Origin of the sequence: Clostridium sp. (genome assembly GCF_047777555.1) — a bacterium.
GTDB lineage: Bacteria > Bacillota > Clostridia > Clostridiales > Clostridiaceae > Clostridium_H.
Window position 1 is genome coordinate 171,750 of sequence record NZ_JBKEEV010000002.1, and the last position, 22,417, is coordinate 194,166.

At 34.9% G+C, this 22,417-nt stretch carries 16 protein-coding genes, 3 rRNA genes and 1 riboswitch; of the genes, 7 read left to right on the plus strand and 12 right to left on the minus strand.

The features are described from left to right. Nucleotides 1-20: 20 nt before the first annotated feature. Complete coding sequence (locus ACFWTK_RS03985) at nt 21-596, plus strand: RNA polymerase sigma factor (RefSeq protein WP_415874834.1); 576 nt, start codon at nt 21-23, stop codon at nt 594-596. A gap of 8 nt (nt 597-604) precedes the next feature. Beyond that, nucleotides 605-1,372, plus strand: coding sequence for a DUF4367 domain-containing protein (locus ACFWTK_RS03990; RefSeq protein WP_415874835.1), 768 nt, complete (start codon nt 605-607; stop codon nt 1,370-1,372). Between the two features lie 18 nt (nt 1,373-1,390). Here ACFWTK_RS03990 and ACFWTK_RS03995 read toward each other — a convergent pair whose 3' ends face one another. After that, nucleotides 1,391-1,879: a hypothetical protein gene (locus tag ACFWTK_RS03995; RefSeq protein ID WP_415874836.1), complete on the minus strand. Its 489-nt coding sequence runs from the start codon at nt 1,877-1,879 to the stop codon at nt 1,391-1,393. Nucleotides 1,880-2,107: 228 nt separating this feature from the next. Here ACFWTK_RS03995 and ACFWTK_RS04000 point away from each other — a divergent pair, with 228 nt between their 5' ends. The 3 genes from ACFWTK_RS04000 (at nt 2,108) to ACFWTK_RS04010 (ending at nt 3,773) form a co-directional block, all read left to right on the plus strand. Then, complete coding sequence (locus tag ACFWTK_RS04000) at nt 2,108-2,308, plus strand: hypothetical protein (protein WP_415874837.1); 201 nt, start codon at nt 2,108-2,110, stop codon at nt 2,306-2,308. A 414-nt stretch (nt 2,309-2,722) separates the two neighbouring features. Further along, nucleotides 2,723-3,091 (plus strand): BlaI/MecI/CopY family transcriptional regulator, encoded by a 369-nt coding sequence (locus ACFWTK_RS04005; RefSeq protein WP_415874838.1) that lies wholly within the window; start codon nt 2,723-2,725, stop codon nt 3,089-3,091. Nucleotides 3,092-3,272: 181 nt separating this feature from the next. Continuing rightward, on the plus strand, nt 3,273-3,773 hold the full coding sequence (locus ACFWTK_RS04010; RefSeq protein ID WP_415874839.1) for a dihydrofolate reductase: 501 nt from the start codon (nt 3,273-3,275) through the stop codon (nt 3,771-3,773). Between the two features lie 600 nt (nt 3,774-4,373). Here the strand turns inward: ACFWTK_RS04010 and ACFWTK_RS04015 are convergent. The 3 genes from ACFWTK_RS04015 to ACFWTK_RS04025 form a co-directional block, all read right to left on the minus strand. Then, nucleotides 4,374-5,240, minus strand: a complete 867-nt coding sequence (locus tag ACFWTK_RS04015) for a tRNA 2-thiocytidine biosynthesis TtcA family protein (protein WP_415874840.1) — start codon at nt 5,238-5,240, stop codon at nt 4,374-4,376. 164 nt (nt 5,241-5,404) lie between these two features. Continuing rightward, nucleotides 5,405-6,052 carry a VTT domain-containing protein gene (locus ACFWTK_RS04020; protein ID WP_415874841.1) on the minus strand — a complete coding sequence of 216 codons (648 nt, stop codon included), beginning with the start codon at nt 6,050-6,052 and terminating at the stop codon, nt 5,405-5,407. Nucleotides 6,053-6,150: 98 nt separating this feature from the next. Further along, complete coding sequence (locus ACFWTK_RS04025; RefSeq protein ID WP_273092201.1) at nt 6,151-8,799, minus strand: cation-translocating P-type ATPase; 2,649 nt, start codon at nt 8,797-8,799, stop codon at nt 6,151-6,153. 380 nt (nt 8,800-9,179) lie between these two features. On the opposite strand from ACFWTK_RS04025, the gene ACFWTK_RS04030 reads away from it, so the two are divergent. Together ACFWTK_RS04030 and ACFWTK_RS04035 are read left to right on the plus strand one after the other, a co-directional pair. Beyond that, nucleotides 9,180-10,742: an FAD-binding oxidoreductase gene (locus ACFWTK_RS04030; RefSeq protein WP_415874842.1), complete on the plus strand. Its 1,563-nt coding sequence runs from the start codon at nt 9,180-9,182 to the stop codon at nt 10,740-10,742. 82 nt (nt 10,743-10,824) lie between these two features. After that, nucleotides 10,825-11,307, plus strand: coding sequence for a hypothetical protein (locus ACFWTK_RS04035; protein ID WP_415874843.1), 483 nt, complete (start codon nt 10,825-10,827; stop codon nt 11,305-11,307). 46 nt (nt 11,308-11,353) lie between these two features. On the opposite strand, the gene ACFWTK_RS04040 is transcribed toward ACFWTK_RS04035, so the two are convergent. The 8 genes from ACFWTK_RS04040 to ACFWTK_RS04075 all read right to left on the minus strand — a co-directional run bounded on the left by ACFWTK_RS04040 (nt 11,354) and on the right by ACFWTK_RS04075 (nt 22,373). Continuing rightward, nucleotides 11,354-12,652: a voltage-gated chloride channel family protein gene (locus tag ACFWTK_RS04040; protein ID WP_415875155.1), complete on the minus strand. Its 1,299-nt coding sequence runs from the start codon at nt 12,650-12,652 to the stop codon at nt 11,354-11,356. A 156-nt stretch (nt 12,653-12,808) separates the two neighbouring features. Further along, a riboswitch (Fluoride riboswitch) is annotated at nt 12,809-12,868 on the minus strand. A gap of 60 nt (nt 12,869-12,928) precedes the next feature. Beyond that, nucleotides 12,929-15,079, minus strand: a complete 2,151-nt coding sequence (locus tag ACFWTK_RS04045) for a heavy metal translocating P-type ATPase (protein WP_415874844.1) — start codon at nt 15,077-15,079, stop codon at nt 12,929-12,931. A 16-nt stretch (nt 15,080-15,095) separates the two neighbouring features. Next, nucleotides 15,096-15,479 carry an ArsR/SmtB family transcription factor gene (locus ACFWTK_RS04050; RefSeq protein ID WP_415874845.1) on the minus strand — a complete coding sequence of 128 codons (384 nt, stop codon included), beginning with the start codon at nt 15,477-15,479 and terminating at the stop codon, nt 15,096-15,098. Nucleotides 15,480-15,660: 181 nt separating this feature from the next. Continuing rightward, nucleotides 15,661-15,777 (minus strand): 5S ribosomal RNA (rrf, locus tag ACFWTK_RS04055). Between the two features lie 111 nt (nt 15,778-15,888). Beyond that, nucleotides 15,889-18,792 (minus strand): 23S ribosomal RNA (locus tag ACFWTK_RS04060). A 217-nt stretch (nt 18,793-19,009) separates the two neighbouring features. Beyond that, a 16S ribosomal RNA gene (locus ACFWTK_RS04065) occupies nt 19,010-20,521 on the minus strand. The 16S, 23S and 5S rRNA genes sit together here, the layout of an rRNA operon. A gap of 385 nt (nt 20,522-20,906) precedes the next feature. Beyond that, on the minus strand, nt 20,907-21,026 hold the full coding sequence (locus tag ACFWTK_RS04070; RefSeq protein ID WP_415874846.1) for a Spo0E family sporulation regulatory protein-aspartic acid phosphatase: 120 nt from the start codon (nt 21,024-21,026) through the stop codon (nt 20,907-20,909). Between the two features lie 192 nt (nt 21,027-21,218). Further along, nucleotides 21,219-22,373, minus strand: a complete 1,155-nt coding sequence (locus tag ACFWTK_RS04075) for a hypothetical protein (RefSeq protein ID WP_415874847.1) — start codon at nt 22,371-22,373, stop codon at nt 21,219-21,221. Nucleotides 22,374-22,417 lie beyond the last annotated feature (44 nt).

A 22,417-nucleotide genomic window follows, 5' to 3' on the forward strand; every position in this document is an offset into this window, starting at 1 on the left:
GTAAGCTCATGGAGAAGATTATGAAATTAATTAATATATTTAAATATAAAAAAAATAAAAAATGCTTTGAAGAAAATGTGGCTTTAATATATAAAGATTTGTATAAATTTATATACTCTATCATAAAAAACAAACAATTAGCTGAGGATATACTCCAAGAAACCTTAATAAAAGCCTATGAAAAATTTGATACAATTAAAGATATACATAAGTTTAAATCATGGATTTTTACAATAGCAAAAAATGAAAGTTTATCCTGGATTAAAAGATACGCTAGAGAAGTTCCAAGCGAAAACATGACTTTAAAATCATTATCATACTCCTCAGGAGATATTCCAGAAGAATTATTAATAAAAAATGAAACAAAAGAATATGTAAGAGAATCTATTAAAATGTTAAGCCCTGTTGATCAAGAAATATTTTTTTTAAGATATCGTTATGATTTAACCCTAAATGAAATAGCATTAATATTAGATATGAATGAAAATACTGTTAGAACAAGACATATGAGAGCAAAAGAGAAGATACGCAAATATATTATAAATTCTGAGCTTTCTTCAGAAATTGCAGCATCAACCTTAAAGAAAAAGAGGTAGAAATTAGTATGAAAGATAATAATTTAGATAAACTTATAAAAGATACTTATATAGAATTTGGTGACAAAATGGACATACATTCCGATGTTGAAATTCCTGACTTTAACATTGTAATGGATAAATTTCACAAGAATTTAAAAAATAAAAGTAAAAGTCCATCAATGTCAAAAAGAATGGCTTTGGCAGCTAGCTTTACAATAGTTGCACTTATCTCAATATTTATATCATCATTGCCGAAAGTAATTGCATTTAAGTTCAACGTCATAAAAACCTTTGAAGAACTAAGGGGAGATAATAGAGATATCAAGTTTAGTACAGATGATAACTCAAAAAACACCTTGGATGAAGATAATAATATCAATAATGCTGGTGATCAGATAGAAAAAATAGTATCGCTAGATGAGGCCAGGAAAAAGGTACCTTTTAAATTATTAATACCAGAATATTTACCTGATGGCTACAAGATAAGTACTGTAAAATATATAAAAGCTATAGGTGATTATTATAGTGTAGAGCAAAATTATATTAATAACAAAGGACAAGAGATTCAAATTTCTCAAAGCACTATATATGAAGAGGCGAAGGAAACTGTTTCTATTAGTTCACAACTTAGAACTGAGGACATAAATATCAATGGTTTGAATATAAAATTAATTACCGATGATAAAAACTTCAAAAAATTATTGTGGTTTAATAATAATATAAAGTTCGAGATGAATGTATTTTATAATGTTATAGATATTGAAGTAGAAAAAATAATTAAGTCATTAAAATAAAGCCCAATTGGGCTTTATTTAATATACATATAGTGGATCAGTTGCTGATGTTTTAGATGTCTGTATTCCATTATCTATTATATAATTTGTGCTTCGTACTCTATAGTAATAATTAGATGCTACTGATAAGGTATGATTTCCTCTAACCTTTTTAGAATTATTTAATCTGTTAGAGAATGTCTTAATCGTGTGCCAACTTCCATTTTCATATCTGTCCACGTATAGTGTATAGCCTATTGTATCAACTGTTACATAGCTTTCAGTTAAGCCTATTACACTAATGAGGCCTATATCTATTTTTGCTATAGAGCATCCCCAATCAATAAAAGTATCACTAGTTGTACTTTGAGTATCAAGAATTAAATCATAGTTGTTATTGGAATAAAACACTTCGCTCTTATTCCTCTTTTCATTAGGCACATCATTGTTAGAAGCTGCAAAGGCATTTATAGATATAATGCAAATAATTAAAAAGGTAAAAGATAAAAATTTCATAATTCTTTTCATAAATTTTCCTCCCTATGGATTTTATTTTTTCTTATATAAGATAAAATAAAATGAAAAAAGTTTCAAAAAAGCGAAACATTTTTTATTTTTTTTCCATCTTATATGTGAAAGGAATATTTTAAAGGGTGAAATAAATTATATTAAATCTATAAAATATGATAGGAGTACTAATGCAACATATTTTGTATTTGAAGGACTTAGTTGTTTTATTATAGGAGGAAATATAGCTTGATAAAAGCGATAATTTATTGTGGAATTTGCATAGTTTTCTATGTTATTTATTTTGTAATATTAAGATTTATATGGGATATGTTTATACCCTTTAATATTGTAACAGATTTAATTTCTGTTTTTATTCTTATTTTTGTTAATGTTCCACTTGCATTAATAAGTGCAAACAAAATAGTTGCAATAATAAGAAAAGAATAAATAATTTAAAACTTTATTTAATTTCAGATGATTATTTTAAAAAAGACATTAAAGATGTATCTATAATTATAAAATTTAATGGTAAGAGTAGTTCAATATTGTTAAGCTAAAGTTATATTAATTTGAATGATTTATGTTATTATGAAGACTAAAAAAACTCGCTATAGAATCTATAACAGATCATTTTATAAGTGCTGATATTAAAGGGCTAGGTGTGATTTCACGCTTTGCTCTTTCTGTTTTTGAATGTAATGTTTATGACTTATAGATATACTAATAAATTTTAGCAGCTACTGTATAGATCCTGCAAGTTACTATATAATTTGAACCCACACAAAGTTATTAGATGCTAGAAAATGAAGTTGACAAGCTTATTCTACTTAAGTAGAATAAGCTTAAAGGAGGTGTTTTCATTTGACTTTAAAAAAAATTCCTGAATCCGAATTAGAAATAATGAAAGTTATTTGGAGTAATAAGAGTCCCATATCATCTAAAGAAATAGTGGAGATAATGCATGAAAAAAAAGAATGGAAAAATACAACCACCTTAACATTGCTTTCAAGATTATTAAAAAAGAATTTTATAAATGCTGCAAAAGAAAAAAGAGTCACTTATTATACTCCAATAGTATCGGAAAAAGATTATATAAAATCAGAAACTACAAGCTTTTTTAAAAAATTCCATAATAATTCCCTAAAAAACTTCATCTCTACATTGCGTGAAAGTAATACTATAACCGACGAAGATTTGGATGAATTAGAACAATGGATAAAAAATAGGTAATTCTATGCATGAAATGATAGCAAGATCAAGATATACTACTCTTTTTAAATCACAAAATAATATTACACCGCATAATAATAAATTTCTTATAATGTTTTTCTATATTCAGAACAACATGATACAAATTAATTAAAGGAAGGGAAATTAGATAACCAACAATATAATTCTAGGAGATGAATTTATGTTAAGTTTTGTAGTTGCTGTAGCTAATAATAACGTAATAGGAAAAAATAATTCCCTCGTATGGAGCTTGCCTGTAGACTTAAAAAGATTTAAAGATATTACAATGACCCAAACTAAGACAATGATTATGGGAAGAAAAACCTTCGAAGCTCTTCCTACAGTCCTTCCTAACAGGAAACATATAGTCCTTACTAGAAATAAAAACTATAAGCCTAACAACAAAAACGTAGAAATTCTTCATGATATAGAAGACTTAAAACCTTATATAGAAAGCGAAGAGGAATACTTTGTAATAGGCGGTGGAGAAATCTTTAATTTATTAATGCCTTATGCTAAAAAAATCTATTTAACTATAATTCATCATTATTTTGAAGGCGACACCTTCTTCCCACCTTATGACGAAAATGACTGGACCATAATCGAACATATTGAAGGTACTGTTGATGAAAAAAACAAATATAAACACACATTTTTAACTATGGTCAAAAGAAACCATTAGAAATAAATTGTAACAATCTTTAATATTGAACATTCCATATGAGATTTGCATTTAGGAAAGCTTCACTACGCTACAAGGAACTTACGGTTCTAAATTGTAATTTTGCCTGCGGCAAAACATCCATAACTTTTAACGTGAATTTGTGAGATATTTGAACATAACGCATGGGATTTGCATTGTAGAAAGCGTTGAACAAGCATTAGAAGCTCTTTATTTCTGAGTTTAAAGCACCGTAAGAACCTTCTATTGTCTGAGCGTCAGTGAGTTTAGAAGGTTTAGGGGTTTTAAGCCCAGAAATATTAGAGCTTCTTTGCGTAGTGAAGCTTTCCTAAATGCTTCTCAATTGTCTCTATCTATCTCATATAAAAATTTCAATACATTGGTGAGATATTTGAACATAACGCATGGGATTTGCATTGTAGAAAGCGTTGAACAAGCATTAGAAGCTCTTTATTTCTGGGTTTAAAACACCGTAAGAACCTTCTATTGTCTGAGCGTCAGTGAGTTTAGAAGGTTTAGGGGTTTTAAGCCCAGAAATATTAGAGCTTCTTTGCGTAGTGAAGCTTTCCTAAATGCAAATCCCATGCGTGATATTATATATTATTCTTCATCATAAAAGTCTAAAAATGAATACTTTTTCCCGCCTTTTTCCCAACCTAAAATTGAATCAATATTTACATTTTGCGCTGATTGGAAAATCGACTTTTCTACGTCCTTAAAGTTTTCCTTTAATTCCTTAATAAGTGCTTTCACTTCTGCACGTTTGCTTGAAGTCTTTTGAGCTGCTACTACACATCCGCAGTTCATAGGAGATATTCCTGCGTTCATTGTGTAACGCTTGATATCATCTTCATGAATGTAGTACATAGGTCTTATCAATTCTAAGCCTTCAAAATTTGTAGCACGCAATTTAGGTCTCATAGTTTTGAAGTTTCCAGCATAAAGAACATTTAACATTGTGGTTTCAATAACATCATTAAAATGATGTCCAAGAGCTAGCTTGTTACATCCAAGTTTTTGAGCCTGTGAATATAAAGAACCACGGCGCATTCTTGCGCACATATAGCAAGGATAATCATTTGCTATTTTATCTACTATTTCGAATATGCCGGAATCAAACATTTTTACAGGAATATTTAAATATTCGCAGTTGCTAAGCAATAACTCTCTATTGCTTTCGTGAAAGCCTGGGTTCATAGCAATAAATTCTAATTCAAAGTTTATTCGCCCATGGCGTTTAAGTTCTTGAAATAACTTTGCCATAAGCAAGCTGTCCTTTCCTCCAGAAATTGCAACTGCTATTTTATCTCCTTCTTCTACTAACTTAAAATCTTTAACTGCCTTTGTAAACTTAGTCCATATACGTTTTCTGTATGTCTTAATAATACTGCGTTCTATATCCTTTAATGGTTTTCTTTCACTCAATGGAATTAATAACTCACATCCACTTCCAGCAAGATTGCTCATTTCATCACCTCATTTATCTTATAGTTCTATATCATTAATGGTTATGTTTTAAATAACTATAACTAGATTTTTTAAACTTTACTTTTATATTGTAGAGTAAAGTACTCTTAAGTTCAATTATTTTATGTAGAATCTTGGTTAAACACTTCTTCTCTCTTAATATTTTAATGTTTTTGTTTTATCCTCTCTTTTATAAAGCCTGCAATTGCTGGTATAAATGTAATCATAGCCACTATAATAATAACAAATTCAAGATTATCCCTTATGATTTTTAAAGTTCCAAAATAATATCCTGCAAACAAAAATACAGATATTCTAAGTATTCCACCTATGATGGCATATCCCATGAATTTGTATAAATTCATTGATGTAATACCTGCCACAAAAGCTATAAAACTTCTTACTATAGGAATAAACCTTCCCATGATTATTGCAACTCTTCCATAATTCTCATAAAACATATGAGCTCTTTCAATAGACTCTTTTTTAAAAACTTTATTATCCCCTGCTCTTAAAATTTTTCTTCCTAAAATCTTTCCTACATAATAGTTAACAATATCTCCTGCTATAACTGCTATGCACAATACAATAAATATAATAATTACATTTATTAACTTAATGGAAGCTAAAGTTCCAGTAACAAAAATTAAGGAATCTCCTGGCAGAAAGGAGGTTATAATTGAAGCTGCTTCAAGGAATATAACAAAAAAAAGCAGTATATATGTATATGCTCCAAATTGATTAATAGCCATACTTATATAATCCTCAAAATGAGATGCTATATATAAAAATTCCCTTAAAAATTCATCCATTCTTAATTCCTCCTGCAGCTTAAATTACATTCATTATATTATAGTTTAACCTCTAAGAAATGAAAATACCTTTCTTAGAGGTTGTAAATTTATTTTATTTAATTATTAGCATTAATCACTTCATTATAATGTACTCTACCCTCACTAGTTTTAACAAAGAAGAACTTATATAATTGTATAACTGTAAATGGTATAAAAGCTAACACATAAAACGCTGCATATTGGTTTACAGTAAGTTTTTCAACTTGAATTATACCTCTTAAAGGCTCAAAAAGTAAAACTGAGTTTAAAAATAATGTTCCTATTCCAAAAGCTATCCATGCATATTTATTAGAGAAAATTCCTATTTTGAAAATAGATTCTCTGCTTCTACAGTTAAATCCATGAAATAATCTTGCCATACATAATGTTGCAAATGCCATGGTACTTGCTATATTAGTATTTCCACTTTGTAATCCTAGCTTAAAGGCGATCATAGTACAAGCTGCTATAAGAAATCCTTCCACAACAATTTCATACACAAAATCCTTAGACAATATGGATTTATTTATGTTTCTTGGCTTACCTTCCATAACACTGCTCTTATGAGGCTCCAGTCCTAAAGCTATAGCCGGCAAGCTATCTGTAAGAAGATTTATAAATAATAAGTGAACTGCAGCAAAAGGATTAGGAAGAGAGGCTAAAGCTGCATATAAAACTGCCATTATTCCTGCGGTATTTCCTGAAAGAAGAAATTTTATGGAATTTTTAATGTTGTTATATATGTTTCTTCCGTTTGAAATAGCTTTTACTATAGTTGCGAAATTATCATCCGTGAGCACCATTGATGCAGCATCTTTTGCAACTTCTGTTCCTGTAATCCCCATAGATATACCAATATCAGCTTGTTTTAAAGCAGGGGCATCGTTTACTCCATCTCCAGTCATAGCAACCACATTCCCTTTTTCCTGCCAAGCTCTCACTATCCTAATTTTATGTTCTGGAGACACTCTCGCATATACCGAAACCTTATCTACTTTTTCTTTTAACTCTTCATCGCTTAATCTATCTAATTCATAACCTTCCATGGCTTCATCTTCATTTTTTAATATTCCTATCTGCTTTGCTATAGCAGAAGCTGTAATTTTATGATCTCCAGTAATCATAATTGGCTTAATACCTGCACTTATACATTCTGCTACCGCCTTTTGAGACTCTTCCCTTGGGGGATCTATCATAGATATCAAACCAACAAATATTAAATCTTCTTCGTCTTTCAAAGTAATTTCTTTATTCTCATTAAGGTTTCTATAAGCAAAGGCTAAAACTCTAAGGCCTTTTTTAGAAAAGTTTTCGTTCACTTTTTTAATTTCTTCTTTATCCTTATATGTCAATTCTCTAACACCATCTGATGTACATATTTTAACTGCCCTTTCTAATATTACATCCAAAGCTCCCTTTGTAATCATAGTAATTTGATTTTCTATCTTGTGTACTGTACTCATAAGCTTTCTATCTGAATCAAATGGAATCTCACAAATTCTAGGATACATTTCTCTTACATCTATTTCTCTTAAATTATACTTGCGTCCAAGATTAGTAAGGGCAATTTCTGTTGGATCCCCAATTTCCTTATCCTCACCAGAAATAGCATCACTGCACAGCAAACTCATTAAAACTAATTTTTTCTCCATGGTATTGCTTAGATCTAAATTTTCAATATCCATTATCTTTTCATCTATATAGATTTTTTTTGCTGTCATCTTATTTTGAGTTAAGGTTCCAGTCTTATCAGAACATATTACAGAAACGCTACCTAAACTTTCAACAGCTTGAAGCTTTCTTATAATCGCATTTTCCTTTGCCATCTTTTGAGTTCCAAGTGCTAGAACTATGGTTACAATGGAGCTTAAAGCCTCTGGTATTGCAGCAACTGCTAATGCTACTGCAAACATAAATGAATCTATAACTTCATAACCTCTGTACATATTTAAAATAAATATTAAAGCACTGATAATTAAAATTATTGAAGCTAGCTTCTTTCCAAAGTCATCCAAACTAATTTGCAAAGGAGTTTTCTTCTGTTTAGTATTTTCTAAAAGAGAGGCTACCTTACCTATCTCTGTATCCATACCTATATTTGTGACTACTGCTGCAGCTCTACCATAGGTTACAAAACTCCCTGCAAAAACCATATTTTTCATATCACCTATAGAAACATTATCTCCATCTATAACCTCTTCTGTTTTTACCACACTCTCTGACTCTCCAGTAAGAGAGCTTTCATTAACCTGAAGACTAAAGTTTTCTATAATTCTTCCATCAGCACTTACGTAATCTCCTGCTTCTAAATATAATATATCTCCTACAACTACTTCTCTTGATGGTATTTCTACCTTTTCACCATTTCTTAAAACTCTGGCTATAGGAGCAGATAGTGCCTTTAAGCTGCTTAAAGACTTTTCTGCTTTAATATGCTGTGCTGTTCCCAATATAGCATTAAGTATAACCACAGAAAATATAACTAAAGCACTTTCTTCGTTTCCCAAAAACATAGATATAACAGCCGCTCCAAGAAGTATTATCACTAAAAGATCCTTAAACTGTTCACCAAAAACTTGAAGCGTATTTTTCTTCTTTCCTTCATTTAACTCATTAAAACCTTGCTCCTTTCTTCTTTTTTCTACCTCTTCATTGTTAAGCCCTTCTGATGTAACTTTTAAACTTTCCATTACCTCTTGTGCAGACTTTTTATAAGCCTCTTTCATTTTTTCTCCCCCTCTTTGATATTTTTATATAAAAAAAGACTTTTAATATAATCCAAAACCTGGATTATATTAAAAGTCTTGTAACCAAAACAACTTGGCATATAACACCAGATTAGCCATGCTAATCGAAATGTTGATGCTATATTTTTACTACTCCCTTTTAATACAAGAAATTTAAGTATTAACTTTAATCATATTATATAGCAATCTTAACCACTTGTCAATAATTTTTTGCTAACATCATTAATTATTGAATTTGACGTTAAACTCATATATCTTTAAAAATTTCATGACATATTATATACTTATTTAATATAGACAATACTTTGGTACATTCATAATATATTTGACATTACATTAAATGCTAGGGGGCAAATACCATGGAAAATATTCTTATAAAAAAGTTTGAAAAAGACTATGAAGATTATTTAAGAGATGAATCACGAAAAATTGGGAATGCTGATTCTATATCCTTTCCTAAAACTGAAGAAGAAATTATAGAAATATTAAAATGTTTAGCTCAAAGCAAAACCTTAATAACCACTCAAGGCGCACGTACAGGCATTACCGCTGGAGCAGTACCACAAGGTGGACATGTGCTTAACTTAAGTAAAATGAACAAGATAACAGGACTTCGCTATGATGATACATCGGATACCTTTTTCTTAAAGGTTCAACCAGGAGTTTTATTATGTGAGCTAAGAGAGGCTTTAAAAAATAAGACTTTTGATACAGAAAATTGGGACAAAACATCTATAGATGCTTTAAATAAATTTAAAAAATCCGAATCTTACTTCTTTCCTCCTGATCCTACCGAAACCACAGCGTCTATTGGAGGTATGGTTTCATGCAACGCATCAGGGGCTTGTTCTTTTAAATATGGTCCTACAAGAGATCATATAGAAGCATTAAATATTGTTTTAGTTAATGGTGATAAACTTTATATTAAAAGAGGAAATGAAAAAGCATATAATACACATTTTTCATTAACTACACATTCTGGAAATAAGATTGAAGGTAATATTCCTTCATATAACCTTCCTGATGTAAAAAATGCTTCTGGATATTATGCAAAAAATAATATGGATTTAATAGATCTTTTTATAGGTTCTGAAGGTACTCTTGGAATAATTACTGAAATAGAATTAAAGCTTTTAAAAACTCCGAAAACAATTTATGGAATGAATGTATTTTTCACTTCTGAGGAGCCTGCTTTAAAGTTTGTTAGAAAGATACGTGAAAATTCTTCTCCTGCTGCTATAGAATTTTTTAATTATAACTCACTAAATCTTCTTAGAAATATGAAAGAAAATTATGAAGGCTTTGATAAACTCTCAAAACTTTCTTCACATTTTCACTCTGCTGTTTATGTTGAATATCATGGAAATAGTGAAGAAGAAGTTATGAATATGCTCATGGAATGCTGCGAAATGATAGAGGAATGCGGTGGTGATCCATCTGACACTTGGCTATCAACAAATTCTCAATCTAATGAAGCTCTTAAATATTTTAGACATGCTACACCTGAAGCTGTTAATACTCTTATTGATGAAAGGAGAAGGACTGTTCCTGAGCTTACAAAGCTTGGAACCGATATGGCAGTGCCTGATTCAAAACTTGAAGAGGTTATGGAATTATATAACAGCTCCTTAGAAAAATTAGGATTTGATTCTGTAATCTTCGGACATATAGGTAATAATCATCTTCATGTTAATATAATTCCTAAAAATATGGAAGAATACAATAAGGGCAAAGAGCTGTATAGCCTTTGGGCAGAAAAGATTATTGCTTTAGGAGGTACCATATCTGCTGAACATGGTGTTGGCAAGTTAAAGACTAATTTGCTGCAAAAAATGTTCTCTATTAAAGGAATAGAAGAAATGATAACCTTAAAAAAGCTCTTTGATCCAGAAAACAGATTAAATAAAGGAAATTTATTTTAATTACTTTTTTTAAAATCTTTTAACCCTTTTTTAATTAGCATCATATCATATAATGTAATACTTAAAGGGAGTGTTTAACAGAGTGTATCCTTATGAATATGATGACTATTTAGAAGATGACTACTACCTAGACGATGAAGATTATGGTTATGGTTATCGTCAATTTCCTCCTTCTGGACCTCCATTTGGATTACCTGGAGGCGGCGGATTCTTCCCACCTGGAGGCGGTCTTGGACCTGGCGGACCCGGTGGGCCTGGTGGACCTAGTGGACCTGGCGGACCAGGAGGACCTGGAGGAGCAGCTGGAGGACCTCCATCTGGACCACCACCTTCATTTACACCTGCACAACCCCAAACTGGAGTAGGAACATTCGCTGTAGATCCAGGTTCCCTATTTGGATGCATGTTTAGATTTGTATATATATGGCTTGATACCGGAGTTTCCTTCTGGGCATTTCTAACCTTTGTTGGGAGAAGATCTATTGCTGGTTTTAGATGGCAAAGAGGAAGATGGGTTTACTTTGGAATTGATACAAGAAGAATAAGTAGTTTTATATGTTACTAATATAATTATATTCTTTATTTTAAAGGTACAGGATAATGATTTTTCATTACCCTGTACCTTTAGAATTCTTTCTCTTTCTAAAATAAGAAAGAGTAGCATTATTTGGGACTTCAATAAATCTGCTTTTGCTTCTTCCAACTTTTTGAGCAATATAAATTCCTGTATGGCCTGAAAACATATAGCTAATGACACAAGTCATAAACATAAATTCAATCCCTTGTGAGCCAAACATTTCTATACCCATTATAAATGATGCAATTGGTGTATTTGCGGCACCTGTAAACACTCCAATAAGACCTAAGGCGGCTAAAAATGATGGTGCCATGTGCATTAAACTTGATAAATAGTTCCCTAAAGTGGACCCTATAACAAATAGTGGAGTAACCTCTCCTCCTTGATATCCTGCACCTAAAGTTAAAGATGTAAATAATATCTTCCCTAGAAAGGTAAGTGGATGCACATGAGAATTAAAGGCATCTGCCATAAGTGGAAGACTTAATCCTAAAAATTCTCTAGTTCTAAATATATAAACTAAAACAATTACTATAACTCCACCAACAAAGCTCTTAAGTGCTGGATTTTTAAACTTGTCATTAAAAATATCCTTTAATTTATGAGTTAGCTCACTAAATAATCTACTTGCTAGTCCAAACAAAATTGCAGCAAAAACAACCTTTCCTACCGAAACATATGTTAAATCTGGTACTTCTAATATCTTATAGTGGGTGTGATTAACTTTTAGATATCTTACTACTAAATCACCAACAATGCTTGCTGTAAAACATGGGACTAAAGCCTCATAGCTCATCAATCCTAATGTAGCTACTTCTAATCCAAAAACTGTACCTGCAAGAGGAGTTCCAAAAACAGAAGCAAATCCGCTGCTTATTCCTGCCATAAGAATTATTCTATTATCTATTTTATCTAACTTCAGTAATTTTCCTATTCCTTCTGCTATGCTAGAACCCAGCTGTACTCCTGTTCCTTCTCTTCCTGCTGAACCTCCAAGTAAATGAGTAATAAAAGTTCCAAAAAAAACTAAGGGAGCCATTCTAAATGGTATTTCTCCAGTTGCTTCATTTATTTTTTGTATAATTAAATTATTTCCCTTAGAAGAATTTTTACCATACTTTGAATATAAATAGCTTACAAAAGCTCCTCCAAATGGAAGCAAAAATAAAAGCCATGTATGCTTATTGCGCAAATCTGTAGCTAGTTCTAAGCTTTTTAGAAATAATGCTCCTGCAATACCAGTTAATATTCCTACCAAACCACCAATAATAATCCATACTACAAATGATATCAATAAAGCAATAGTATTATTTCTACCTCTAATAAGAGTTATTAAGTTGCTTTCTTTATCTTCTAAGATGTTTTTTCTTTGTTCCACTTTATCCCCTCCGCATTCCATTTTAAGTTTCTTACTTATAAGTTATATCATTTGTTTTTTTATGTAAAAACAAGCAAAAAATAATCCTACAAAGTAACAGTTTAATACTGCTATTTTGTAGGAGTCATCAGCTTTGCGCATTTAAAGGCGAACTCCATCGCCACTAATATTTTTAAATTATATTATCATAAATAAATATACTTGTCTATATAAATATCTGGAGTTTTTATACTAATCCTCTACTTTAAGTGCTCTCATGGCATTTAATACAGCTATTACGGCTACTCCCACATCAGCAAATACAGCTTCCCACATGGTAGCAAGTCCAAAAGCTCCTAAAATCAAAACTAATGCCTTAATGCCTAGAGCAAATACTATATTTTGATATATAATCCCCTTAGTCCTCTTTGCGATCTTTATAGCACTAGCTATTTTTGATGGCTCATCTGTCATAATAACCACATCTGCAGCTTCAATTGCTGCATCTGATCCTAATCCTCCCATAGCTATTCCTATATCGGCTCTAGCGAGAACTGGAGCGTCATTTATTCCATCACCTACAAATACAATCTTACCTTTTGGAGACTTTTCCTTGTCAATCTCCTCTAGTTTATCAACCTTTTGATCTGGCAGCAACTCTGTATATGCTTCATCTAATCCTAGATCCTTTGCAACCTTTTCTCCTACTAGATTAGAATCTCCTGTAAGCATAATAGTCTTTTTAATTCCTATGTCTTTAAGAGCATTTATAGCCTGCTTTGAATCTTCCTTAATTTCATCAGAAATAACTATATATCCAATATATTCTTTGTCAACAGCTATATGAACTACCGTACCTGCTGCCTCTACTTTGTCAAAAGTTATATTCTCCTTAAGCATTAGCTTATCATTACCTACTATTAAAGTCTTACCGCCCTTAAGTCTTATCTTTGTTCCATGACCTGAAATTTCATTATAATCTTCAATTTCTTCTTTATCAATTTCATTTCCATACTCCTTAAGAATTGAGATTGCTATAGGATGGTTAGAATAAGCCTCTGCAAAAGCTGCATATTTAAGAAGCTCCCTTTTTGCAATGTCACTCTTAGCATTTATATCTGTAACCTTAAATACCCCTTTTGTAAGAGTTCCTGTTTTATCAAATACTATAGTTTCAACATCATTAAGAGCTTCTAAATAATTGCCACCTTTTATTAAAATACCTTTTTTAGACGCTCCTCCTATGCCTCCAAAGAAACCAAGAGGTATGGATACAACTAAAGCACAAGGACATGATACTACTAAAAATACAAGAGCCCTATATAACCACTGTGAAAAAGTAGCTTGGCTAAGTACTATAGGTGGTATTATAGCAAGAGCAAGGGCAGTAATAACAACTGCTGGTGTATAATATCTTGCAAACTTTGTTATAAAATTTTCTGTTGGTGCCTTTTTGCTGCTTGCATTTTCAACTAAATTTAGTATTCTAGCTACTGTAGACTCTCCAAATGCCTTTTCTACTTTTATGGTTAATAATCCATTCTTATTTATAAATCCACTTAAAACTTCATCATCTTCTTTTACTTCTCTTGGTACCGATTCTCCTGTTAAAGCAGAAGTATCAAGCATAGAGCTTCCTTCTATGATTTTGCCATCTAGAGGAACTTTCTCTCCTGGTTTTACAACTATTATATCGCCAACTTTTACCTCCTCTGGTGATACCAATTTCGTATCATTTCCTATTTTTAAATTTGCATAGTCAGGTCTAATATTCATAAGTTCACTTATAGATTTTCTTGAACGATCTACAGCTATGTCTTGGAATAACTCTCCAATCTGATAAAATAACATAACTGAAACACCCTCTGGAAATTCTCCAATAGCAAAGGCTCCTAGTGTTGCCAAGCTCATAAGAAAATTCTCATCAAAGACCTGTCCTTTTATAATGTTCTTCAAAGCTCTTACTACAATTTCTCCACCTACTAAAAGATAGCTTATAATAAACAGTATAAGTTCCATGTTATATGATAAATTAAGTATTACGGCTCCTAAGAAGAGTACTGCTCCTATAGCCAGCTTTAATAGTTCTCCTTTGTTACCTTTATCCTCTCCATGACTATGATCATGATCGTGGTAATGCTCATGGCTGTGAGCAGTTTTATCCTTTTGATGAGCAACCATCTTTACATCTGGTTCTATTCTTTTTACTATATCAACTGCCTCTTCCATAACTCTGTTTAAATCATCTTTGTCATGAATTTCTATAGTAAGCTTTTTAGACACAAAGTTTATACTAGCATTTTTTACTCCATTAATATCATTAATTCCTTTTTCCATCTTTGCAGCGCAATTTGCGCAGCATAAACCCTCTAATATAAATTCTTTTTTAATTTTATCATCCATTTTAACTTCCTCCAGATTACCTTTCATTTACATGAGCAAATCCATAATCAAATATCTTTTTAATATGGTCATCATCTAAGGAATAGTAAACTACTTTGCCTTCTCTTCTAAATTTAACTAATCTAGTATGTTTCAAAACTTTAAGCTGATGGGACACTGCTGATTGACTCATACAAAGCAAAGCAGCCAAGTCGCATACACACATTTCTGATTGAAACAAAGCACATATTATTTTAATTCTTGTGGTATCTCCAAATACTTTAAACAATTCTGCTAGATCATATAATGTTTCATCAACTGGCATATTCTCTCTTACTTTATTTACTATATTTTCGTGAATTACACTGCAGTTGCAGATATCGATATTATTATTTTCATTTCTATTATTTTCATTAATCAAATTATCCACCTCCAAATAAGAACATATGAACAATTATTCATATGTTCACTTATAGTATATTCTTGCCTATTTTAGATGTCAATTAATTTTTAATAATTTTTAACAAATTTTTTCGTAAAATAATTTTTAACATAAAAAAAGAACTGAAAATTTCTATTTGAAATTCTCAGTTCTTATTCTTACCCGGCGGCGACCTACTCTTCCACACCGTCTCCAGTGCAGTACCATCGGCGCTTTGAAGCTTAACCTTCGTGTTCGGTATGGGAACGGGTGTTACCTTCAAGCCATAACCACCAGATGCCATTCTTCTCAAAATCTTCGATTTTTTAGAATAATGGTACTCCTCAGCTTTGCTGAGTGAGTTTCATTAGAGAAATTTATTCTCTCAAAATTGCACAGTGTACTTTATTTGATCAAGTCCTCGATCTATTAGTATCAGTCAGCTCAATACATTACTGCACTTACACCTCTGACCTATCAACCTGGTAGTCTTCCAGGGATCTTACTAGTTAAACTATGGGAAATCTAATCTTGAGGTGGGCTTCACGCTTAGATGCTTTCAGCGTTTATCCCTTCCCGACATAGCTACCCAGCTGTGCTCCTGGCGGAACAACTGGTGCACCAGAGGTCAGTCCATCCCGGTCCTCTCGTACTAAGGACAGCTCCTCTCAAATTTCCTACGCCCACGGCGGATAGGGACCGAACTGTCTCACGACGTTCTGAACCCAGCTCGCGTGCCGCTTTAATGGGCGAACAGCCCAACCCTTGGGACCGACTACAGCCCCAGGATGCGACGAGCCGACATCGAGGTGCCAAACCTCCCCGTCGATGTGGACTCTTGGGGGAGATCAGCCTGTTATCCCCGAGGTAGCTTTTATCCGTTGAGCGATGGCCCTTCCATACAGAACCACCGGATCACTAAGCCCGACTTTCGTCCCTGCTCCACCTGTATGTGTCGCAGTCAGGCTCCCTTCTGCCTTTGCACTCTACGCGCGATTTCCGACCGCGCTGAGGGAACCTTTGGGCGCCTCCGTTACCTTTTAGGAGGCGACCGCCCCAGTCAAACTGCCCACCTAACAATGTCCTGTGACCAGATTCATGGCCTCCAGTTAGAATTCCAGTACTGTCAGGGTGGTATCCCAAGGGCGACTCCATAGAGACTGACGTCCCTACTTCTAAGTCTCCCACCTATCCTGTACAGACAATACCGAAATTCAATGCTAAGCTACAGTAAAGCTCTACGGGGTCTTTCCGTCCAACCGCGGGTAGCAAGCATCTTCACTTGCACTACAATTTCACCGGATTTGCTGCCGAGACAGTGCCCAAATCATTACGCCATTCGTGCGGGTCGGAACTTACCCGACAAGGAATTTCGCTACCTTAGGACCGTTATAGTTACGGCCGCCGTTTACTGGGGCTTAAGTTCATAGCTTCGCTTGTGCTAACTATTCCCCTTAACCTTCCAGCACCGGGCAGGCGTCAGCCCCTATACATCAGCTTACGCTTTAGCAGAGACCTGTGTTTTTGATAAACAGTTGCTTGGGCCTTGTCACTGCGGCCTGCTCTCGCAGGCACCCCTTCTCGCGAACTTACGGGGTCAATTTGCCGAGTTCCTTAGCAGCAATTCTTCCGACGGCCTTAGGATTCTCTCCTCATCTACCTGTGTCGGTTTGCGGTACGGGCACCACTTTGCTCCATAGAGACTTTTCTTGGCAGCATGGAATCAGATACTTCGCCAAAATAGGCTCCCCATAACACCTCAGACTTCGCGTTGAGCGGATTTGCCTGCTCAACATCCTAAGTGCTTAGACGCACATCCAATAGTGCGCACATCCTATCCTTCTGCGTCATCCCATTTGTCAAACGCATTATGGTGGTACTGGAATATCAACCAGTTGTCCATCACCTACGCTTTTCAGCCTCGGCTTAGGTCCCGACTAACCCTGGGAGGACGAGCCTTCCCCAGGAAACCTTAGATATTCGGCCAACAGGATTCTCACCTGTTTCTCGCTACTTATGCCAGCATTCTCACTTCTATACTGTCCACCGCTCCTTACGGTACAGCTTCAACCTGTATAGAAAGCTCCTCTACCACGTGTCTTACGACACATCCATAGCTTCGGTGGTAAGTTTTAGCCCCGGACATCTTCGGCGCAGGATCTCTCGACTAGTGAGCTATTACGCACTCTTTAAATGAGTGGCTGCTTCTAAGCCAACATCCTAGTTGTCTTAGAAATCCCACATCCTTTACCACTTAACTTACACTTTGGGACCTTAGCTGATGGTCTGGGCTCTTTCCCTTTTGACCACGGATCTTATCATTCGCAGTCTGACTGCCGGGGTACAAGTATATGGCATTCGGAGTTTGATAGGGTTCAGTAACTGTTGTCAGCCCCTAGCCCATTCAGTGCTCTACCTCCACTACTTAATTACCCGACGCTAGCCCTAAAGCTATTTCGAGGAGAACCAGCTATCTCCGAGTTCGATTGGAATTTCTCCGCTATCCACAGCTCATCCCATGGTTTTTCAACACCAACGTGGTTCGGACCTCCACGAAATTTTACTTTCGCTTCATCCTGGCCATGGATAGGTCACCCGGTTTCGGGTCTACGATATGCAACTAGTTGCCCTATTCAGACTCGGTTTCCCTTCGGCTCCGCACTAGAGGTGCTTAACCTTGCTGCATATCGTAACTCGCTGGCCCGTTCTACAAAAAGTACGCGGTCACACATAAAAGTGCTCCCACCGATTGTAGGCACACGGTTTCAGGTTCTATTTCACTCCCCTCCCGGGGTTCTTTTCACCTTTCCCTCACGGTACTGCTTCACTATCGGTCACTAGGTAGTATTTAGCCTTGGGAGATGGTCCTCCCTGCTTCCCACAAGGTTTCACGTGTCTCGTGGTACTCTGGAGTAGATCTGCTTCTCTTTTCTTTTTGCCTACAGGGTTATTACCTTCTGTGACTGAACTTTCCAGTTCTATTCAGCTAAGAAAATCGAAGATTTATGATCTATCCTCAACCCCAGAAACAAAGTTCCTGGTTTGGGCTCTTCCCCGTTCGCTCGCCGCTACTTAGGGAATCGATTTTTCTTTCTCTTCCTCTGGGTACTTAGATGTTTCAGTTCCCCAGGTGTACCTCTATATGCCTATGTATTCAGCATATAGTACTCAGCGTTAGCTAAGTGGGTTTCCCCATTCGGAAATCTGCGGATCACAGATTATTTGCATCTACCCGCAGCTTATCGCAGCTTATCACGTCCTTCATCGGCTCCTAGTGCCAGGGCATCCACCGTGCGCCCTTTTTAACTTGATCGTCATTCGTATATTTTCATTCTTGGCTACTTAATGTTGTTTTGCTTTCGCAAAACTTTAAGTTTAATCAGCTTTACTTCTCATTGAAGTATTCTAGGTTTAATCTTTATATACACTGTGCAATTTTCAAAGAACAAATTTTGAAAGACATTAGTCTCTCAAAATTAAACAGAATTAAGTATCCAGTCTATGAAAGCTTTGCTTTCATTTCTCCCTAGAAAGGAGGTGATCCAGCCGCAGGTTCTCCTACGGCTACCTTGTTACGACTTCACCCCAATCACCAATCCCACCTTCGGCCGCTGGCTCCATAAAGGTTACCTCACGGACTTCGGGTGTTACCGGCTCTCATGGTGTGACGGGCGGTGTGTACAAGACCCGGGAACGTATTCACCGCGACATGCTGATTCGCGATTACTAGCAACTCCAACTTCATGTAGGCGAGTTTCAGCCTACAATCCGAACTGGGACCGGCTTTTGAGTTTAGCTCCCCCTCACGGGATTGCATCTTGTTGTACCGGCCATTGTAGCACGTGTGTAGCCCTAGACATAAGGGGCATGATGATTTGACGTCATCCCCACCTTCCTCCACGTTAACCGCGGCAGTCTCGTTAGAGTGCTCAACTTAATGGTAGCAACTAACAATAAGGGTTGCGCTCGTTGCGGGACTTAACCCAACATCTCACGACACGAGCTGACGACAACCATGCACCACCTGTCTTCCTGCCCCGAAGGGCTTCCTCCGTTACGAGTAATTCAGGAGATGTCAAGTCTAGGTAAGGTTCTTCGCGTTGCTTCGAATTAAACCACATGCTCCGCTGCTTGTGCGGGTCCCCGTCAATTCCTTTGAGTTTTAATCTTGCGACCGTACTCCCCAGGCGGAATACTTATTGCGTTTGCTGCGGCACCGAAGGTGGTACCCTCCGACACCTAGTATTCATCGTTTACGGCGTGGACTACCAGGGTATCTAATCCTGTTTGCTCCCCACGCTTTCGTATCTCAGCGTCAGTTATGGTCCAGAAAGCCGCCTTCGCCACTGGTGTTCTTCCTAATCTCTACGCATTTCACCGCTACACTAGGAATTCCACTTTCCTCTCCCACACTCTAGATATCCAGTATCAAATGCAGCGCCCAGGTTAAGCCCGGGAATTTCACATCTGACTTAAATATCCGCCTACATACTCTTTACGCCCAGTAAATCCGGACAACGCTTGCCACCTACGTATTACCGCGGCTGCTGGCACGTAGTTAGCCGTGGCTTCCTCCTTAGGTACCGTCATTATCGTCCCTAAAGACAGAGCTTTACAATCCGAAGACCTTCATCGCTCACGCGGCGTTGCTGCGTCAGGGTTTCCCCCATTGCGCAATATTCCCCACTGCTGCCTCCCGTAGGAGTCTGGACCGTGTCTCAGTTCCAATGTGGCCGATCACCCTCTCAGGTCGGCTACGCATCGTCGCCTTGGTGAGCCCTTACCTCACCAACTAGCTAATGCGCCGCGGGCCCATCTTAGTGCGGATTACTCCTTTGATTATCCTATCATGCGGTAGAATAATGTTATGCGGTATTAATCTCCCTTTCGGGAGGCTATCCCCCTCACTAAGGCAGGTTGCCCACGTGTTACTCACCCGTCCGCCGCTAGAATCCCTCCCGAAGGAGTTCTTCTCGCTCGACTTGCATGTGTTAGGCACGCCGCCAGCGTTCGTCCTGAGCCAGGATCAAACTCTCAATTTAAAAGATTACTAGAAATCTTCGATTTCGTGTAAGCTTTTACTCCTCAGCTCTGCTGAGTGAGTTTCCTTAGCTCTACTCATAAGTTATTGACTGGCATTTATTTACCTTAATTCTGTTTAATTTTCAAAGACCAAATCTTTTATTTTTCGTCGTCTCTCTCGTGACGACATGGACTATCTTATCACAAATATGAACTACAATTTATATAACTTATGTCTTTAATTCAAATTAAATTTACATATCTACATATTTCGTCGTTTTTCTCAAACTTTATTATATTGATACGCTTGGCACAGTAATTTATCCTATGGAAAAATACTTTATATATTATTTTCAAATCAATACTATAATTAAAGCATCTATTAACTGAAGGATTGAAATATTTTTAATATTTTTTGAGTTTCTCTTCTACTATTTTATTATACTGATTTATTGCAGCATTAAGCATTCTACTTGCCGCAATCACATCTGGATTAAGTAGATTTCCATTCTTTCTATCTATCAAATCGTCTAATTTTTCCTTAGCTTATCTATATCATTGATAAGTTCTTTCATTTCAGACAATATAATCACCTTATCTAAATATATAATATCAAATAACCCCTGTATAATATAATGCCCAAATGTGCTTATAATATAACAAAAAATTGCTGAGAAGATTGTGTTATATAATCCTCTCAGCAATTCTCATGATGTGCTATTTAGCAACTTTAAAGTAATCTATAGAATTTTCTTTGTTTAATACTGGGAAATTAATTTTTTTACTCTTATTAATACTGTTAAGTTTATTGGCAACTTCTATGTTAATAATGTATGTGCCTGTATATTTTCTTCCTTCCTTATCAATAATTGGGTCTTTCTTCATAGAAGATAAATCAATCTTTAGCTTTAAGTTTATGCTTTCGCTCACTAAATATCCTTTAGAATCAACTCCACATCGCAGCTTTATTCCTTTTTTTTCATTGATATTCAAGGTATCTATGTTGTCTAAAATATTGCTTATAATATCGGAGTATAATGGTATATTATCATGAATAACATTTACAGCTTTGTAAAATTCGTTTTTGTCTTCATTTTCCCCATCTATTTTAAGGCTCGGAAGTAAAATAAGAGAATCTCTAAACTTTTTAACAAACTCTACAGTATCTTTATTTTTCTTCAGATCAGATACAATATCACTAAGAATAAGCTTAGTAACCTTATCATCTAATTGTATATCATATATGTCCACATGTTCTTCACCATTATCTTCAGATGTGCTTTCAATTGTTGTTTTTTCAATTTTATTAGAAGAAATATTAGCTTTCTTAATGTATTTATTTATAAAATTAAAGAAATCAGCTTGTGAATAGCTATTTGGATTAAGTATCTTTCTATAATCAGGCAAGTTCATATTAGATTTATGTTTCATTTTATTAAAATCCATTCTAATGTATTCCTTAGAGCTTTCAGTATTTAACTCGATAATGTTAAACAATGAAGGTCTGCCGATCACAGCTTCAAGCTTAGGCTCTTTTTCAGTGAAATCATTATTAATCCAGACTTTAGAATGAATAGACATAGCCTTAAACTTAGCATTAATATCACTTTGTATTTTTATACCAGAACTTTTATCACTTTCTACAGAGTTGGTATTTAGTGATAATTTTAGCATGCTTAATATTGGAAGAAGGCTTTCAAAATCCTTCTTCTCCTTTTCTGTCATATTTTCTCCAGAAACCCGAAGGATTATATCTGTATCATTTTCCATTGAATTAACCTTTTTAGCTTTCTTAAAAGCCTTATATAAGGTTACGCTGTCAGCAGAACGCGTGACAAACATTGGAACAAAAATAAGTATAGTAAAGAACATAATGATAATAAAAACTGTGAATTTTTTCAACCTACTCTCCAACC

What these genes read in the sequence shown, in the direction of transcription:
- ACFWTK_RS04045 (WP_415874844.1), bottom strand. Translation starts at nt 15,079, where the DNA reads ATGGATGATAAAATTAAAAAAGAATTTATATTAGAGGGTTTATGCTGC.
- ACFWTK_RS03995 (WP_415874836.1), bottom strand. Translation starts at nt 1,879, where the DNA reads ATGAAAAGAATTATGAAATTTTTATCTTTTACCTTTTTAATTATTTGC.
- ACFWTK_RS04030 (WP_415874842.1), top strand. Translation starts at nt 9,180, where the DNA reads ATGGAAAATATTCTTATAAAAAAGTTTGAAAAAGACTATGAAGATTAT.
- ACFWTK_RS04020 (WP_415874841.1), bottom strand. Translation starts at nt 6,052, where the DNA reads ATGGATGAATTTTTAAGGGAATTTTTATATATAGCATCTCATTTTGAG.
- ACFWTK_RS04075 (WP_415874847.1), bottom strand. Translation starts at nt 22,373, where the DNA reads ATGTTCTTTACTATACTTATTTTTGTTCCAATGTTTGTCACGCGTTCT.
- ACFWTK_RS04010 (WP_415874839.1), top strand. Translation starts at nt 3,273, where the DNA reads ATGTTAAGTTTTGTAGTTGCTGTAGCTAATAATAACGTAATAGGAAAA.
- ACFWTK_RS04015 (WP_415874840.1), bottom strand. Translation starts at nt 5,240, where the DNA reads ATGAGCAATCTTGCTGGAAGTGGATGTGAGTTATTAATTCCATTGAGT.
- ACFWTK_RS04025 (WP_273092201.1), bottom strand. Translation starts at nt 8,799, where the DNA reads ATGAAAGAGGCTTATAAAAAGTCTGCACAAGAGGTAATGGAAAGTTTA.
- ACFWTK_RS03990 (WP_415874835.1), top strand. Translation starts at nt 605, where the DNA reads ATGAAAGATAATAATTTAGATAAACTTATAAAAGATACTTATATAGAA.
- ACFWTK_RS03985 (WP_415874834.1), top strand. Translation starts at nt 21, where the DNA reads ATGAAATTAATTAATATATTTAAATATAAAAAAAATAAAAAATGCTTT.